Source organism: Duganella phyllosphaerae (assembly GCF_001758785.1).
Classification (GTDB): Bacteria; Pseudomonadota; Gammaproteobacteria; order Burkholderiales; family Burkholderiaceae_D; genus Rugamonas; species Rugamonas phyllosphaerae.
Genome location: NZ_LROM01000090.1, coordinates 306,797 through 323,203 on the forward strand (window position 1 = coordinate 306,797; position 16,407 = coordinate 323,203).

The window sequence follows — 16,407 nt, forward strand, 5'->3', positions numbered from 1 at the left end:
GCAATATTGCGCGTATAATTTTTGCGATGGACAGACTCGACGCATTCAAGGCCATCGCTGAACAAGCTGGCCGCGGGGAATTGACTTTCCCCGCCAATGTCAACGCCACACTGCGGTTGCAGCAGGCGTTGAACGACCCCGACTGCCACGCCGACGCGGCAGCCAGGCTCATCCAGGCAAACCCGTTGCTGGCCGCCCGCAGCGTGGCGATTGCCAACTCGGCTGCTTACAACCGCTCGGGTACCGAGATCACCAGCGTCAAAAACGCCGTGCAGCGCCTCGGCGTGCGCACGCTGCAATCGCTGGTGGCAGCCCTGATCGTGCGCCAGATCGGCAGCGAAGTCACCAACCCCGCCCTCAAGCAGCAAATCAACCAGTTGTGGGAACACACGGCGCACGTGGCCGCGCTCTCGCAGGTGATTGCGCGCCGCGTCACCCGCCTCGATCCTGAAACCGCGCTGTTCGCCGGCATCATGCACGAGGTGGCAGGCTTCTACATGCTCTCGTGCGCCGGCGATTACCCGGAGATCATGGACGGCGAACCGGAAGACTGGGTAGACCATGGCGAGATCGAGATCGGCCGTGGCGTGCTGACGCGCCTGGGCGTGCCCGACGGCGTGCTGCAGGGCATCGAGGCGATGTGGACGGGATTGCGCGCGATTCCGCCGGAAACACTGGGCGACACGCTGCTGCTGGCCAACGACCTGGCGCCGGTACCGTCGCCGCTGTACCAGCCGCGCGCCAACATCAGCGAACAGGGCGCGCGCACCATCGATTTCCTGATCGGCGACGGTTCGCTGCACACCATCATGCTCGAATCGGCCGAGGAGGTACGCTCGCTGTATTCGGTGCTGATGATGTAGGCAAAAAAAAGCCCGCTGGGTAGCGGGCGAAGTCCAAAACTAGGGATCTCCTCCAGAGGAGATGACTGAACTATAGCAGCGCTGGGTGGCGCGTTCCGTGCGCCACTTCACACAAGCGCACCACTCGTTTCCATTTCCCAATCTTTTTCGGTCTGGCGCCATGCCGGCAATTGGCGGATGCGCGCGTGCCAGGCCGCGAGATGGATGTAGCCGTCCAGCGGCAGGCGGGCCGGCCCGGTGTACATGAGCGGCGCGGCCAGCGCGAAATCGGCCAGGCTCAGCGCATCGCCGGCAACCCAGGCATGGGCCCGAAGGTGCCGGTCCAGCACGGCCGCATGACGGGTCAGGTCGACGGTGCCGCGCGCCACTTCGAGCGGATCGCGGGCGCCACCACCGGTCATGCCCTTCCAGATATTTTCCCAGGCCAGCACGCTGACGGCCGGCGCGAAGTGCTGGCACGCCCACAACATCCAGCGGTTGACGTCGGCGCGCTGCGCCGCGTCGCGCGGGTACAAGGCCTCGCCGCCCGCCGTGGTGTCGGCCAGGTATTGCATGATGGCGCACGATTCCCACAGGATGAATTCGCCGTCATGCAGCACCGGCAGCATGCCGTTCGGATTGAGCGCGGCCAGGCGGTGGCGGTCGCCCGCGTCCATCAGGTTGATTTCGGTCAGATCGAGCTGCACGTCCAGGTGGATGGCGGCCATCATCACGCGGCGGGCATTGGACGAGATCGGGTGGTGGTACAAGCGCATGCGGGGCTCCGGTGGGTGTCAAGAAGAGCCACGATGGTAGCGGCGCGGCGCGCCAGTTTCTGTCAGGATTCGGGGGCTATATTGTGCTCGCGGCGCCAGGTGGTCAGCAGCTCGTAGCGCCGGGTCGGATAGCGCTCACGCGTGGTCTCGACCGTGGCAATGCGGTCGATGCGGAAATGGCGGAAACCGGCGCGCAGCTCGCACCACGCAGCCAGCAGGCGCTTGCCCTCGAAAAACGCCAGCGCGAACGGCCAGACCATGCGCTCCGACGGCTGGCCGTGCTCGTCGCAATACCCGATCCGCAGCCGGTGCTGGTAGCGGATCGCCTCGCGCACCGGCCCGACGTGGCGGTCGTCGACCTGTGGCCGCTCCATGCCCAGTGGTACCCATAAACTGGTTTCTGCCATGTCATCGCGCAAGTCCCTGGGCGTGGCGGCGGCGATCCTGGCCAGCGCGGTGTGAGCGGCGGCTGCCAGCGCGGCGTCGCCCTGGCCGCGCACCCAGCGTGCGCCCAGCACCAGCGCTTCGAGCTCGTCGATGCTGAACATCAGTGGTGGCAGAAAGAAGCCGGGCTTGAGGCAATAGCCCACCCCGGCCGCGCCTTCGAGCGGCGCGCCCAGGCTGCACAAGGTCTGGATGTCGCGGTAGATGGTGCGCTCGGATACGCCCAGCTGTTCGGCCAGGCGGGCGGCGGTGACGGCACGGCGATAGCCGCGCAGCGCGTCCATCAGCTGGAAAAGTCGGGTGGTGCGACTCATTGAAGTTGGCTATTCGAGCAGGAAGTTGCGGGGCGATGCGGACAGCGCTGAGTCGCTGCCTGCGGTTTCATCCTTGAGCGCCACCCCGGACAACTGGCGCCGGCGCGCTTCGGACAGCAGGTAGTGTAACTTGAACGCGGCCGCCTCGTAACCGAGGCCCGCCGGGCGCACGTTCGAGATGCAGTTGCGGCTGGCGTCGGTCAGGCCCACGCGCGGCGCCCAGGTCAGGTACAAGCCCATGCTGTCGGGCGAACTGAGGCCCGGGCGTTCGCCCACCAGCACCAGCACCGCCCGCGCGCCGAGCAACTGCCCCACCTCGTCGCCCACCGCCACCCGGCCCTGCAAGACCACCGCCGGCGGCGCCAGGGTCCACGACTCGGGCGCCAGGCGCGCCGCCAGGCAGGCCAGGAACGGCAGCACATTTTGTTCGATCGCCAGCGCCGACAGGCCGTCGGCCACCACCACCGCCAGGTCGAACCCGTCGTCCGCCCTGGCTTGCTGCTGTAATGTCTCGCGCGAGGCATCGTCGAGCCGCCGCCCCAGGTCGGGCCGTTGCAAATAGATGTCGCGGCTCGCTGCCGCGCTGTGCAGCGACAGCGCCGGTTGGCCACACAGCTTGGCGAGGCCGGCCAGCAGCGGCGCCACGTCCAGCGCCTGGTGCACGGCGTCGCGCGCCTGCGCATGGGCCAGCTGGAACGCCAGCTGCGGTGCGGTAGGCTGGCTCACGCCGGTGCGCCCGAGCGCAATGCGCGCAGCCGTGAAGCGGCGCAGCGCGGCCCAGGGATTGTCCACCACCAGGCCCTGCTCCTGGACCTGGTCGGCGCCATCGTGGGGTTCGAGCTCGCTCATGTCGCCCTCAGGTCAGTTGCGCCAGCGCGCGCTGGAACGATGGCGGCATGGCCCGGCCCAGCGTGGTGCGCTCGTCATCGGTGAAAATTTGCATGTGCTTCAGCCAGGCGTCGAACTCCGGCGCTGGTTTGAGACCCAGCGCTCGGCGCGCATACAGCGCATCGTGGAACGAGGTGGTCTGATAGTTGAGCATGATGTCGTCGGAACCGGGAATGCCCATCACGAAGGTGCAGCCGGCCGCGCCCAGCATGGTGAGCAGGATGTCCATGTCGTCCTGGTCGGCCTCGGCGTGGTTGGTGTAGCAGACGTCGCAGCCCATGGGCAGGCCGAGCAGCTTGGCGCAGAAATGGTCTTCCAGCCCGGCGCGCACGATCTGCTTGCCGTCGTACAGGTACTCGGGACCGATAAAGCCGACCACCGAGTTGACCAGCAGCGGCTTGAACTTGCGCGCCACCGCGTAGGCACGCGCCTCGCAGGTCTGCTGGTCGACGCCGTGGTGGGCATTGGCCGACAATGCGCTGCCCTGCCCCGTCTCGAAGTACATGACGTTGTCGCCGACAGTGCCGCGCCCCAGCGACAACGCTGCCTGGCGCGCTTCGTCGAGCAAGGCCAGGTTGAGGCCGAAGCTGGTGTTGGCCGCCTCGGTGCCGGCGATCGACTGGAACACCAGGTCCACCGGCGCGCCGCGCTCAATGGCGGCAATGGTGTTGGTGACGTGGGTAAGCACGCACGACTGGGTGGGAATGGCATAGCGGTCGATGATTTCGTCGAGCATGGTGACGATCTTGATCACCTGCGGCACGTTGTCGGTGGCCGGGTTGATGCCGATGACGGCGTCGCCGCTGCCGTACAGCAGGCCGTCGAGCAGGCTGGCGGCGATGCCGGTGGCGTCGTCGGTGGGGTGGTTCGGCTGCAGCCGGGTGGCCATGCGGCCTTCGAGCCCGATAGTGTTGCGAAAGCGCGTGACCACGCGGCATTTGCGCGCCACCAGCACCAGGTCCTGGATGCGCATGATTTTTGAAACGGCCGCCGCCATCTCGGGCGTGATGCCGGCGGCGACGGCGGTCAGCGCGGCGGTATCGGCAGCGTCGCCGAGCAGCCAGTTGCGAAAGTCGCCCACTGTCAGGTGGGCAATGCGCGCAAAGGCGGCGGCGTCGTGGTCGTCGATGATCAGGCGCGTGACTTCGTCGTCCTCGTACGGCACCACCAGGTCGTTGAGGAACAGCCGCAGCGGCAGGTCGGCCAGCGCCATTTGCGCAGCCACCCGCTCTTCGGCGCTGGCGGCGGCCAGGCCGGCCAGCGCGTCGCCGGAACGCAGGGGCGTGGCCTTGGCCATCAAGTCCTTCAGGTCGCGGAACTGGTAGGTTCTGCTGCCTGCCGTGTGCGAAAAACTGCCCATTGCCCCTCCGGATGACGTTACTGAAATGCCTGTTTAAAAACTGCGGGTGGCAGTCACCAGCAAGCGCTTTTGCACCACGTTCTTGCTGCTGCCGTCGGCGTTGAAGAAGGTCCACAGCGGCGCGCCGTTCTTGCTGGCGTCGCCACTGTTATACACCCCTGCCGCCGCGAACGCCCAGTTGCCGACGGTCTTGGTCACACCGACCTTGGCGTCGTAGAAGTTGAAGTCGTCCATGTGCCGCACCTGCTGACGGCCTGCGTGCAAATTCAATACCAGCCCCGGCGCCAGTTCCGGATTCCAGTTCAGTTCGCCGTACACGGTGCCGCGCGTATCGACCAGGTCACCACTGCCCGGTTGCACCGTGAAGCCGAACCAGTAACGGCTCAGCGACACCCAGGCGTAAGCGTTGAAGCTGCCGATGTTGACGCCGAGCTTGGCCTCCTGCGTATGGTACTTGATGTCCTTGCCGCCTGTCGCATAGTGCGCGCCGGGGAACCAGTAGGTGACCAGGCCGGCATCGATGGTGGTGTCGGCATTGACGGCGTGGCGGTAACCGCCATAGACGTCGAGCTCGGAACCGGCGCCGTTGTTATAGGCCGCGTGCGAGACGCCCGAGCCGAACAGGCCCAGGTACACGCCGCTGCTGTGGGTAAAGTCGAGCGTGGCCTGGGCAGTGGGCTTGGCCTGGGTTTGCGAAATGCCGCGGAACAGGTAGTCCGATACCGCCGTGACGTTGCCGGTCTCGGTCCAGGCCGAAGGTACGGGGGCCGGCTCTGCGGCAAAGGCGGTCGTGGCCAGTGTGAGCAGGCCGCCGGCCACCGCCAGGCGCTGCATCATGCGGGAAAAGATCAACATTCAAACTCCTTCGATGGGGGTGGTGGTCGGGGCGGCGTGCAGTGCGCGGCTGTCCTTGGTCGCCAGGAAGTACACATAACCGGCAGCAAGGAAGGCGGCGAACAGGCAGAACACCAGCGGGTTGTAGTAAATCATCGTCACCAGGCAGACCACGGCGCCGGCCAGGGCAATCGCCGGGAACACCGGGTAGAACGGCGCGCGGAACGGCCGCACCATGTCGGGCTCGGCGCGGCGCAGCTTGAACAGGCTCAGCATGCTGAGGATGTACATGGTGATGGCGCCGAACACCGACATGGTGACGATATTGGCGGTCAGGGTCTGGCCGCCGATCTTGATCAGCTCGTCGCTGAAGATGGCGGCGATACCGACCGCGCCGCCGGCCAGGATGGCGCGGTGCGGGGTCTTGAAGCGCGGGTGGATCTTGGCCAGCGCTGGCGGCAGATACGCTTCGCGGGCCAGCGCATAGATCTGGCGCGAGTAGCCGAGGATGATGCCGTGGAACGAGGCGATCAGTCCGAACAGTCCGAGCCACACCAACATGTGCAGCCAGCCGCTGTGCTCGCCGACGATCATTTTCATGGCCTGCGGCAGCGGGTCGTTGATGTTGGCAAGCTTGGTCCAGTCACCGGCGCCGCCGGCAAACGCCATCACGCCGATCGCCAGCAATACCAGGGTGATGATGCCGGTGATGTAGGCAATCGGGATCGAGCGCCTGGGGTCCTTGGCTTCTTCGGCCGCCATGGCCACGCCTTCGATGGCCAGGAAGAACCAGATGGCGAATGGAATCGCGGCAAACATGCCCGGTATCGCAGCGGTAGTGAACACGTCCTGGCCCGACCAGCCGCCCTTGGTAAAGTTGGTGATGGAAAAGCCCGGCGCCACCACGCCCATGAATACCAGCAGCTCGAAGATTGCCAGCAAGGCCATCAACAGCTCGAAGGTGGCCGCCACCTGCACGCCGACGATGTTGAGCGTCATGAACACCGCGTAAGCGCCCACTGCCGCCAGCTTGGGGTTGATCTCGGGGAACTGTACATTCAGGTAGGCGCCGATTGCCAGCGCAATGGCCGGCGGCGCGAACACGAACTCGATCAGGGTGGCGGCGCCGGCCAGGTAGCCGCCGGTGGGGCCGAACGCGCGCTTGCTGTAGGCAAACGGACCGCCCGCGTGCGGGATCGACGTGGTCAGCTCGGTAAAGCTGAAAATAAAGGTGGTGTACATGGCCGCGATGAACAACGCGGTAATGGTGAAGCCCAAGGTGCCTGCCGAGGCCCAGCCGTAACTCCAGCCGAAATACTCCCCGGATATCACCAGGCCGACGGCGATGCCCCAGAGCTGGAACGTGCTCAGCGTCTGTTGCAGGGCCGGCTGACCGGCCGCCTGTTTTGCGTTCATGTGGTTCTCCTTAGGTAATACGTTACCGGCGCCCCTGCCCGTGTGGGGCGGGTATGAAAGTTGCTCGATGTGTTGAGGCGGATTTCAGTATAGGAGCGCTGTTGGCACTGGCGTTATCGCAAATTGGCAAACCTGCGGCGGGCCCGCCGCGTGACTGCAACACCACGACAGAGACAACCTCAGCGGAGCAAATATGCACCAGACTGCGACACCATCATCGCCCCATGCACCGTTATTACGCACGGTGATGGCGCACGACGCCGACGAACTGGCCAGCAAGCTGACCAACTGGCAGCAGCGCTACGACCAGGTCAGCGCCGGCCGTTTTTCCGGCGCGCTGACCGAGCGGCAGTTGCCGCAGCTTCAAGTATTCCGGGAAAGCCTGAGCCAGGCGGTGCGGCAATCGTGCCGGGTGTGGCCGGACGCAATCTGGTTCGGCCTGCCCGACCACGATGCAACCACGCGCATCAACGGCCGCCAGGCGGGCGACAACACGCTGATGGTGCGTCCGGGCGACGTCGAGTTCGAACTGGTGACGCCGAGCGCCTACAGCATCTACGGCATCGTTGCCAGCCGGCAGTTGCTGGAGGATGCCGCCGAGCGCCAAGGCTGCCAGATCGACTGGCAGCGGGTGCAGGCGGCCGAGGTGTTACAGGTCGATGGCGCGGCGCGCGCGGCGTGCTTGGGTATCCTGTCGGCGGCGCTGCCGTGCGAGGCGGTGGGCAATGGCACCGAAGCCTGGCAGGACACGGTGCTGGCGTCGCTGCTGGAGCTGCTCGACCATCGCTGCGGCGAACCGGTCGCCAGCCCCAGCCTGCAACGCCGGCGCCGCGTGGTCGAACACGTGCGCGCCTACATCGACGCGCACCTGGCCGACCAGGCCGCGCTGACGGTGCCGCAGCTGTGCGAGCAGGTGCACGTCAGCCGCCGCACCTTGCAGTATTGTTTCGAGGATGTCTTGGGGATGAGTCCGCTGCTGTACATGCGGATGATGCGCCTGAACGGCGCACGCCGCGCATTGCTCGACCAGGGCGCTGGCCCGGTGCGCGCCGCCATCGGCGACGTCGCCGACGCCTGGGGCATGAGCAACTTCAGCCAGTTTTCCAGCGATTACCGCAAGCTGTTCGGCGAGTGTCCGTCGGCCGCGATGCGGGCGCGACGGACACAATAGACTTACTTGGCGTCGAGTTTGTCCACGCTGCTCGGCCTGGAGACAGGCTGCGGCACCGTCCCTTCACGCCCGGCGGCAAACGCAGCAGCCGTCAACGGCTTGACCGGCACCGAGACCTTGCGCACCTTGGCCACGTCCCTGGCCACCACCGTACCGCCCTGGTTGCCCCAGCTGGTCTGGATGAAGTTGACCACGTCGGCCACCTGCTGGTCGTTGAGCTCTTTCGCATACGGCGCCATGGTCAGCGCCGACGGCGCCGTGTGGGTCGATGGCACCGCGCCGCCGGACAGGATGATGTTGATCGCCGAGGTCGCATCCTTGCCCTGCAACACGGCGTTGCCAGCCAGCGCCGGGAACGCGGTACCGTAACCCTTGCCATCCGAGCGGTGGCAGCCGGCGCACTTGTTCAGGTAGGTCAGCGCACCGGCCGTGGCGGGCTGGCCGTTGAACAGTTGCGTGGCCACCTTGGCGTCGGCCACGAATGGCGCGGACTTGTTATTGGCCGGCAAGGACTTGAGATACACGGCCATGCTGGTCAGGTCGTCGTTGCTCAGGTATTGGGTCGAATGCGCCACCACGTCATTCATGGCGCCGAACGAGGCGGTGTGGCCGTTGCGGCCGGTCTTGAGGAAGTCGACGATGTCGGCCGTGCTCCAGCGCGCCAGTCCGCCGCCATGCTCGTTGCGCAGCGACGGCACGGTCCAGCCATCGATGACCTGGCCGCCGGCCAGGAAGTCGGTGTTGCCGTTGCTGGTGTACGCCTTTTCCTGCATGGTCACGCTGCGCGCCGTGTGGCAGGCGCCGCAGTGGCCCAGGCCTTCGACCAGGTAGGCGCCGCGCAAAATTTGCGCATTGGCGGTATTGGTCATATTGGTCGCTGGCGGCTGGTATGGCTCGGGCTTGGGTGCGAACACCCAGCGCCAGATCGCCAGCGGGAAGCGCATCGACAGTGGCCAGACGATGTCGGAATCGCGGCTCGGGGTCGGGTCGGGTTTGACGCCGTGCATGAAGTACGCGTACAACGCCTGCATGTCGGCCTGGCTCAGGCGCGAGTACGACGGGTACGGCATGGCCGGATACACGGTGTAGCCGGCCTTGGTCACGCCGGTACGCATCAGCTTGTCGAAGTCCTCGAAACTCCAGGTGCCGATGCCGGCCTTTTTGTCAGGCGTGATGTTGGACGAATAGATCTTGCCGATCGGCGTTTCCATGCCGAGACCGCCAGCGAACGGCTTGCCGCCGGTTACGCTGTGGCAGGCAAAGCAGTCGCCGGCACGGGCCAGGTATTCGCCCTGCTTGATCAGCCTGGCGTCGGGTGCGGCCCAGCTGGCCGACATCGCCAGCGACAGGCCCAGCAGGGCCAGTGATTTGGTGAGGTAATGGGTCATGGGCAGTCTCATACGGCAACAAGGGGACGGGGATCTTTGAGGTACTGCTCGCGGATCGCCTTGGCCGACCAGTACGTCAGTGCGGCAGCCAGGCCGGTCGGGTTGTAGCCGATCCCGATCGGGAACACGCTTGAACCCACCGCGAACACGTTGTACACGTCCCAGCTTTGCAGATAGCGGTTCAGTACGCTGATCCTGGGATCGGTGCCCATCGCAGTGCCGCCGGCCCAGTGCGTGGTCTGGTAATTGCGCAGGTCCAGGTGGTCGCCGAAGTTTTTTACCGACACGTGGATCGACTTCGGATTCATCGCCTTGGCGACATCGAGCATCTTGTCGGTCACGTAGCGGCTCATCCTGATGTCGTTGTCGTGCCAGTCGAAGGTGAAGCGCAGCAGCTTCTGGCCGAACTGGTCGGTGTAGGTCGGATCGAGATCGACGTAGCAGTCGCGGTACACCATGTTGGCGCCGTGCACGTCGAACGACACGGTGTTGGTGTAGTTGTCCTTGACCGCCCGTTTCCAGTCCGCGCCCCAGGCCGGGGTGCCGTCCGGCACCGGGATGCCGGCAATCGGCTTGACGCCGGCCGGGTTACACCAGGCCGGCGAACCGCCGACAAAGCCGAGCGGGCCGTGGTCGAAATGGTCGCCGTTGTAATCATCGACCGCCACGCCGTTGCCGCCGGAGCCGATGAACGGGTTGGTGTTCTTGTTCGGATCGAAAAACATCTGCACGGTGGACATGGTTTGATAGGCGATATTGCGCCCGACCACGCCTTCATTTTTCACCGGGTCGTACGGCTGGCCCACGCCCGACACCAGGAACAGGTGGGCATTGTTGTAGGCAAAGGTGCTGGCGATCACCAGGTCGGCCGGTTGTTCGACGGTCTTGCCGTCCTTGTTGACGTAGGTGACGCCGGTGGCCTTTTTCTTGCTGCTGTCGAGGTTGATGCGCAGCACATTGCAGTGCGGGCGCAGCTCGAAATTGGCGGCCTTGCGCAGCGCCGGCATGATGTTGACCTGCGGCGATGCCTTGGAGTAGTTGTAGCAGGCAAAGCCCGAGCAGAAGCCGCAGAAGTTACATGGCCCCATCTGGCATCCGTAAGGATTCACATACTGCTGCGACGCATTCGACGATGGTGCGACAAACGGGTGCAGGCCCACTTCGGCCGCAGCCTTGTGGAACAGGTGCGCCGTGTACGGCACTTTTTGCGGCGGCAGCGCGTAGTGGTTGGACCGGCTCGGTTCGAAGAAGTTACCCTCGCCCACCACCTTGCCATCGACGCGGTAGGCCACGCCCGAGGTGCCAAAGACTTTTTCAACGAAATCGAAATGTGGCTCCAGCTCCTCGAAGGTGACGCCGAAGTCCTGGGTGGTCATGCCTTCCGGGATGAATTTCTTGCCGTAGCGCTCGTTGTAGTGCGAGCGCAGTCTGAGCTCCTCCGGCAATACGCGCCAGTGCTGGCCCGACCAGTGCAAACCGGCGCCACCGACGCCGGTGCCCGGCTTGAAGGCGCCGATCTGGCGGTACGGCACGGCGGTGCCAGCGACGTCGTGGCGGAACGTAAACGAGCCTTTCGACAAATCCTGGAACAGCTTGGAGCGCTGGATGTAGGTGAGCTCGTCGAGGGTTTTCGGGTACGCGCCGTCCGGGTACGTGTCCTGGAACGCGCCGCGCTCGAGCGCCAGCACTTCCATGCCCGCTTCGGTCAGTTCCTTGGCCATGATGGCGCCGGTCCAGCCGAAGCCGACGATGACGACTTCGACTTTTTTGAGTGTAATATCTGCCATCTTGATTCCTTAAGCGATCGAGGCGGGCGGCAGCGGATAGTGCTTGCCGTACTGCTCGACCCAGTCCATGTAGTCGCCACGGGCGCCGGGGAAGTTGATCATCTTCCAGGCCGCCATGTCCTTGTTGCCGCCGTGGGCAGGGTCGCTGAAATAACCCTCGCGCGTGTTTTGCAGCAGTTGGCCGAAGAAGGTTTTCGGCGGCACCGCGCCGATGGCCAGCGTGCCCTTTTCCAGTTCGCCGATCACGGCGTCTTTCTGGGATGCGTCCAGCGCAGTAAAGGCCTTGCCCAGCTTGGCCTGGACCGCATGTTCGAGACCGGCCAGGGCGCTGCGGTACAGGTCACGCGGCGCCATGTGGAACTGGTAGCCGAACTCGGGCGGTGACTCGGGCACGAACGGCGCCTGCATGAACCACAGCTTGCCGTACGCATACGGCGTATTCATCTGCAGGTCGATGAATTCATGCACGCCGGCTTCCAGCGCACCGGGGCCGTCGCTGTTGGCGGGGATCAGGCGATCGACCAGCGCTTGCAGCGTGGCCCACTCGGCCGGGTTGAAATAGACGGGACGATAGCTGCCTTGCGCAGCGGTGCCAGCAGTGGTGGTGGCCACTGCGCCCACGCCGGCAGCGGCCACCAGCGCCACGGCCGGCGCAGCGGTAACCGCCTTGCGCAGGAAGCTGCGGCGGTGCGGAGAGATACCAATGGTTTTCATGAGAACCCTTTTATTCGACTTGTAGTGGCAAAATTTCACAAATAAACTAAATAGCGAATTGGCATCCTACGCCTACATCAGTCCGGCTTGCGCACGATACGGTTTTTTCTACGCGTTGTTACTTACACCGGCTATGGATGAAAAAAAAGCCGCCTCCCGAGGGAAGCGGCTTTTCGCCAACAGGACAGCGGGATTTACACCACCGCGCCGTCGGTCTCGTCTTTTTCCTTGACCGGCTTAATCAGGTCTTCACGCTTGACGCCGAGCCACATGGCAATCGCCGCCGCCACGAACACCGACGAATAGATACCGAAGCAGATGCCGATGGTCAGCGCCATGGCAAAGTAATGCAGGGTCGGACCGCCGAAGAACAGCATCGCCAGCACCATCATCTGGGTGCTGCCGTGGGTGATGATGGTGCGCGAGATGGTGGACGTGATGGCGTTGTCGATCACTTCGTGCACGGTGGCCTTGCGGTACTTGCGGAAGTTTTCGCGGATCCGGTCGAAAATCACGACCGATTCGTTGACCGAGTAACCGAGCACGGCGAGGATACCGGCCAGCACCGTCAGCGAGAATTCCCACTGGAAGAAAGCGAAGAAGCCGAGGATGATCACCACGTCGTGCAGGTTGGCGATAATTGCCGACACCGCGTATTTCCATTCGAAGCGGATGGCCAGGTACAGCATCACGCCCACAACCACCATCACCAGTGCGTTCAGGCCGTTCTGGGTCAGTTCTTCACCCACCTGCGGACCGACGAACTCCACCTTGCGCAGTTCGACCGCTTCGGCGCCGGCAGCGGTCATGCAAGCCTGCTTGACCACGTGCTCGCCCTTGGCGTTGACGTTGTCGATCTGGGTCAGCGCACCTTTTTCAGCCTTGCACAGGGTATCGAAGACCAGTTGCGAGGCATCCTTGCCGCTGATGCTTCTGATCACCGGCAGGCGCAGCATCACGTCGTGCGCGGTGCCGAAGCCGGCCGCTTCCGGGTAGTCGTAGCCGATGCCGCGCAGCGACGCCCGGATGCCCTCGAGATTGGCTGGTTGCTGGTACTTCAGCTCCATCACGGTGCCGCCGGTGAATTCCACCGACAGGTGCAGGCCACGGTGGAACAGGAAGAACACGGCTGCCACGAAGGTCAACGCCGAGATGACGTTGAACACCAGTGCATGCCGCATGAACGGTATGTCTTTCTTGATGCGGAAAAATTCCATGTGCTATACCTCGAATTATTTGGTGTCCGGACGCCAGATGGTGCCGATGGCGATCGATTGCAGCTTCTTCTTGCGGCCGTACCAGAGGTTGACCACGCCGCGCATGATGAACACTGCGGAGAACATCGACGTCAGGATGCCCAGCGTGTGCACCACGGCAAAGCCGCGGATCGGACCGGAACCGAAGACCAGCAGCGCCAGGCCGACGATCAGGGTGGTGACGTTGGAGTCGATAATCGTGGCCCAGGCGCGATCGAAGCCGGCCGTGATGGCCGCCTGCGGCGACGCCCCACCGCGCAGTTCCTCGCGCACCCGTTCGTTGATCAGCACGTTGGAGTCGATCGCCATACCGAGCGCCAGCGCAATGGCGGCCATGCCCGGCAGGGTCAGGGTAATTCCCAGCAGCGACAGCAAGGCCACCAGCAACAGCAGGTTGCACGCCAGCGCAAACACGCTGAACAGGCCAAACATCATGTAATAGGCAACCATGAAGATGGCCACGGCAGCGAAGCCGTACATGGTCGAGTGCATACCCTTGGCGACGTTTTCGGCGCCCAGCTGCGGGCCGATGGTGCGTTCTTCGATCACTTCCATTGGGGCAGCCAGTGCGCCAGAGCGCAGCAGCAGCGCCAGTTCGGCCGAGTTCTCGGCGTTGCCCATGCCGGTGATCTGGAATTTGCTGCCCAGTTCACTCTGGATGGTGGCGACCGACAAGACTTCCGGCTTGCCCTTTTCGAACAGCACGATGGCCATTTTCTTGCCCACGCGGGTGCTGGTGGCGTCGCGCATGCGGCGGCCGCCATCGCCGTTCAAGTCGATGCCGACGGCCGGTTGCTGGTTCTGGTCGAAGCTGGCGGTGGCGCTGGAGATGTAGTCACCGGTCAGCACCACGTCCTTGGTCAACACGACCGGTACGCCTTTACCGACGGTAAACAGTTCCGAGTTCAGCGGAACGGCGGAAGTGAGTTCGGTGCCCGGGGTGATCGATTCGTCGACCATGCGGATTTCCAGGGTGGCGGTGCGGCCGATCACGGAACGGGCACGGGCCACGTCCTGCACGCCTGGCAGTTGCACGATGATGCGGTCCGGACCTTGCTGCTGGATGATCGGTTCGGCCACGCCCAGTTCGTTGACGCGCTTGGACAGCGTGGAGATGTTCTGCTTGACCGCCTCGTCCGTGGTTTGCTTGACTGCGGCAGGCTTCAGGCTGATCACGGTTTTCAGGTCGGTGTCGCTGCCGGAATCGGCAAACGTCACGTCCGGCATCTGGTCAGCCAGCACGGCCTTGGCTTTCTGGCGCGTGTCGTTGTCGCGGAAGTTGATGACGATGGTGTCGCCCGAGCGCTCGATGCCGGCGTGGCGCACGTTCTTGTCGCGCAGCTGGCTGCGGGCGGCGGCCTGCATGCCTTGCAGGCGCTTGGCCAGTACGGCCTTGGTATCGACTTGCATCAGGAAGTGGACGCCGCCGCGCAGGTCGAGACCGAGGTACATCGGCGCCGCGTGCAGCTTTTGCATCCATTTCGGGGTGTCCGGTTGCAGGTTGAGCGCCACCAGGTACGATGGATCTTCCGGATCGGCGTTCAGGCCTTTTTCCAGCACGGCCTTGGCGCGGAACTGGGTATCGGGATCGGGGAAGCGCACGCGTACCGAGGCGTAGGTGCCGGTGCCATCGAAGGTCAGTTCGCTGTGCGGGACTTTCTCGCGCGTGAGCACTTCATCGACCTTGGCGACCATGTCGGACGTCAGCTTCAGGGTTGATTTGCCGCTCGTGACCTGCACTGCCGGCGATTCGCCGAAGTAGTTGGGTGCCGAGTACAGCGCGCCCAGCAGGATGGCGACAGCAATCAGTATGTATTTCCAGACGGGATAGCGATTCATAGTGTTCAGCGTTCAGGGTTAGGCGTCGGATGCAAGACGGCCCGCCCGTCGTGCGACAGGGCGGGCCGGGGGCCTGGGCCGGTTACAGCGCCTTGAGCGTGCCTTTCGGCAGGACCATGGTCACCGCGCTTTTTTGCACGGTCATTTCCACGCCGTTCGATACCTCGATGGTCAGGTACAGGTCCGATATTTTCGAGATACGGCCCAGAACGCCACCAGCGGTCACGACTTCATCGCCCTTGGCCAGCGCTTCCATCATGTTCTTTTGTTCCTTGGCGCGCTTCATCTGGGGACGAATCATCAGGAAGTACATTGCCACGAACATCAGGATCAGGAAGCCATACTGGCCCAGGAAGCCGCCGGCGCCGCCGAGCGACTCGAGGGGGTTGGATTGGGCGTAAGCGTTGGATATAAACACAGTGACTCCGATAATAGTTTGAAAAAACAGCGCTGTATTCTAGCACTGGCCGGAACGTGCAACGACTTCCCGGCAAATGGGGGGTGTTATTTCTTTTTAAAGCCGATTTTTAAACGCCCCGCGCACGGTCGGCGTGGAATTGCAGGGTCCACGCGTGGAAGCGGTCCTCGTCCAGCGCCTCGCGCATCTGGCGCATGATGTCGAGGTAGTAGTGCAGGTTGTGGATGGTATTGAGGCGCGCGCCGAGGATTTCCTGGGTGCGGTTCAGGTGGTGCAGGTAGGCGCGCGAGAAATTGCGGCAGGCGTAGCACGAGCAGGTCGAGTCGAGCGGCTCCTTGTCTTCCTTGTAGCGCGCATTCTTGATCTTGATGTCGCCGAAACGGGTAAACAGCCAGCCGTTGCGGGCATTACGGGTAGGCATCACGCAATCGAACATGTCGACGCCGTGCGACACGCCGGCCACCAGGTCTTCCGGCGTGCCGACGCCCATCAGGTAGTGCGGCTTGTTGGCTGGCAGCTTGGGACCGACGTGCTTGAGGATGCGCATCATGTCCTCTTTCGGCTCGCCCACCGACAGGCCGCCAATGGCCAGGCCCGGGAAGTCGATCGCTTCCAGGCCGGCCAGCGACTCGTCGCGCAAATGTTCGAACATGCCGCCCTGGACGATGCCAAACAGCGCATTCGGGTTTTCGCCACGGTGGAATTCGTCGTTGGAGCGCTGGGCCCAGCGCAGCGACATGCGCATTGACTTGGCCGCTTCCTCGATGGTGGCCGGGCGGTTGTCGATCTCGTACGGCGTGCATTCGTCGAACTGCATGACGATGTCGGAGTTCAGCACGCGCTGGATCTGCATCGACACTTCCGGCGAGAGGAACAGCTTGTCGCCGTTGATCGGCGAATTGAAGTGCACGCCCTCTTCCGTGATCTTGCGCATGGCGCCCAGCGAAAACACCTGGAAGC

15 protein-coding genes are annotated in these 16,407 nt (G+C 64.0%); 2 read left to right on the forward strand and 13 right to left on the reverse strand.

Annotated elements, in window-relative coordinates:
• Positions 1 to 26 precede the first annotated feature (26 nt).
• Complete coding sequence (locus DUPY_RS15355; protein WP_070249250.1) at positions 27 to 863, forward strand: HDOD domain-containing protein; 837 nt, start codon at positions 27 to 29, stop codon at positions 861 to 863.
• A gap of 107 nt (positions 864 to 970) precedes the next feature.
• On the opposite strand, the gene DUPY_RS15360 is transcribed toward DUPY_RS15355, so the two are convergent.
• The 6 genes from DUPY_RS15360 to eat form a co-directional block, all read right to left on the reverse strand.
• Entirely contained in the window at positions 971 to 1,618 is a 648-nt protein-coding gene (locus DUPY_RS15360) for a glutathione S-transferase family protein (RefSeq protein WP_070249251.1), read from the reverse strand.
• 62 nt (positions 1,619 to 1,680) lie between these two features.
• A complete protein-coding gene (locus DUPY_RS15365) occupies positions 1,681 to 2,376 on the reverse strand; it encodes a helix-turn-helix transcriptional regulator (protein ID WP_070249252.1) in 696 nt (231 codons plus the stop codon).
• Positions 2,377 to 2,385: 9 nt separating this feature from the next.
• Positions 2,386 to 3,225, reverse strand: a complete 840-nt coding sequence (eutC, locus tag DUPY_RS15370; protein ID WP_070249253.1) for an ethanolamine ammonia-lyase subunit EutC — start codon at positions 3,223 to 3,225, stop codon at positions 2,386 to 2,388.
• Between the two features lie 7 nt (positions 3,226 to 3,232).
• On the reverse strand, positions 3,233 to 4,624 hold the full coding sequence (locus DUPY_RS15375; protein WP_070249254.1) for an ethanolamine ammonia-lyase subunit EutB: 1,392 nt from the start codon (positions 4,622 to 4,624) through the stop codon (positions 3,233 to 3,235).
• A gap of 33 nt (positions 4,625 to 4,657) precedes the next feature.
• Entirely contained in the window at positions 4,658 to 5,479 is an 822-nt protein-coding gene (locus tag DUPY_RS15380; protein WP_229255382.1) for a TorF family putative porin, read from the reverse strand.
• The gene (gene eat / locus DUPY_RS15385) at positions 5,480 to 6,874 is read right to left on the reverse strand and encodes an ethanolamine permease (protein WP_070249255.1); all 1,395 of its coding nucleotides are present in this window, start codon (positions 6,872 to 6,874) and stop codon (positions 5,480 to 5,482) included. It abuts the gene before it with no gap.
• Positions 6,875 to 7,067: 193 nt separating this feature from the next.
• Between eat and DUPY_RS15390 the strand changes: the two genes are divergently transcribed.
• Positions 7,068 to 8,045, forward strand: a complete 978-nt coding sequence (locus DUPY_RS15390; RefSeq protein WP_070249256.1) for a helix-turn-helix domain-containing protein — start codon at positions 7,068 to 7,070, stop codon at positions 8,043 to 8,045.
• A gap of 2 nt (positions 8,046 to 8,047) precedes the next feature.
• On the opposite strand, the gene DUPY_RS15395 is transcribed toward DUPY_RS15390, so the two are convergent.
• From DUPY_RS15395 to tgt, 7 genes are all read right to left on the reverse strand, one after another.
• Positions 8,048 to 9,433 carry a cytochrome c gene (locus DUPY_RS15395; protein ID WP_070249257.1) on the reverse strand — a complete coding sequence of 462 codons (1,386 nt, stop codon included), beginning with the start codon at positions 9,431 to 9,433 and terminating at the stop codon, positions 8,048 to 8,050.
• 8 nt (positions 9,434 to 9,441) lie between these two features.
• A complete protein-coding gene (locus DUPY_RS15400; RefSeq protein ID WP_070249258.1) occupies positions 9,442 to 11,220 on the reverse strand; it encodes a GMC family oxidoreductase in 1,779 nt (592 codons plus the stop codon).
• Positions 11,221 to 11,229: 9 nt separating this feature from the next.
• On the reverse strand, positions 11,230 to 11,934 hold the full coding sequence (locus DUPY_RS15405) for a gluconate 2-dehydrogenase subunit 3 family protein (RefSeq protein WP_070249259.1): 705 nt from the start codon (positions 11,932 to 11,934) through the stop codon (positions 11,230 to 11,232).
• Between the two features lie 194 nt (positions 11,935 to 12,128).
• On the reverse strand, positions 12,129 to 13,151 hold the full coding sequence (secF, locus tag DUPY_RS15410; protein ID WP_070249260.1) for a protein translocase subunit SecF: 1,023 nt from the start codon (positions 13,149 to 13,151) through the stop codon (positions 12,129 to 12,131).
• 15 nt (positions 13,152 to 13,166) lie between these two features.
• Positions 13,167 to 15,029: a protein translocase subunit SecD gene (secD, locus tag DUPY_RS15415; protein WP_070249261.1), complete on the reverse strand. Its 1,863-nt coding sequence runs from the start codon at positions 15,027 to 15,029 to the stop codon at positions 13,167 to 13,169.
• An 82-nt stretch (positions 15,030 to 15,111) separates the two neighbouring features.
• Positions 15,112 to 15,447 (reverse strand): preprotein translocase subunit YajC, encoded by a 336-nt coding sequence (gene yajC, locus DUPY_RS15420; protein WP_070249262.1) that lies wholly within the window; start codon positions 15,445 to 15,447, stop codon positions 15,112 to 15,114.
• A 109-nt stretch (positions 15,448 to 15,556) separates the two neighbouring features.
• Positions 15,557 to 16,407 (reverse strand): tRNA guanosine(34) transglycosylase Tgt (tgt, locus tag DUPY_RS15425; protein WP_070249263.1); only part of this gene is annotated, 851 nt, incomplete at its 5' end.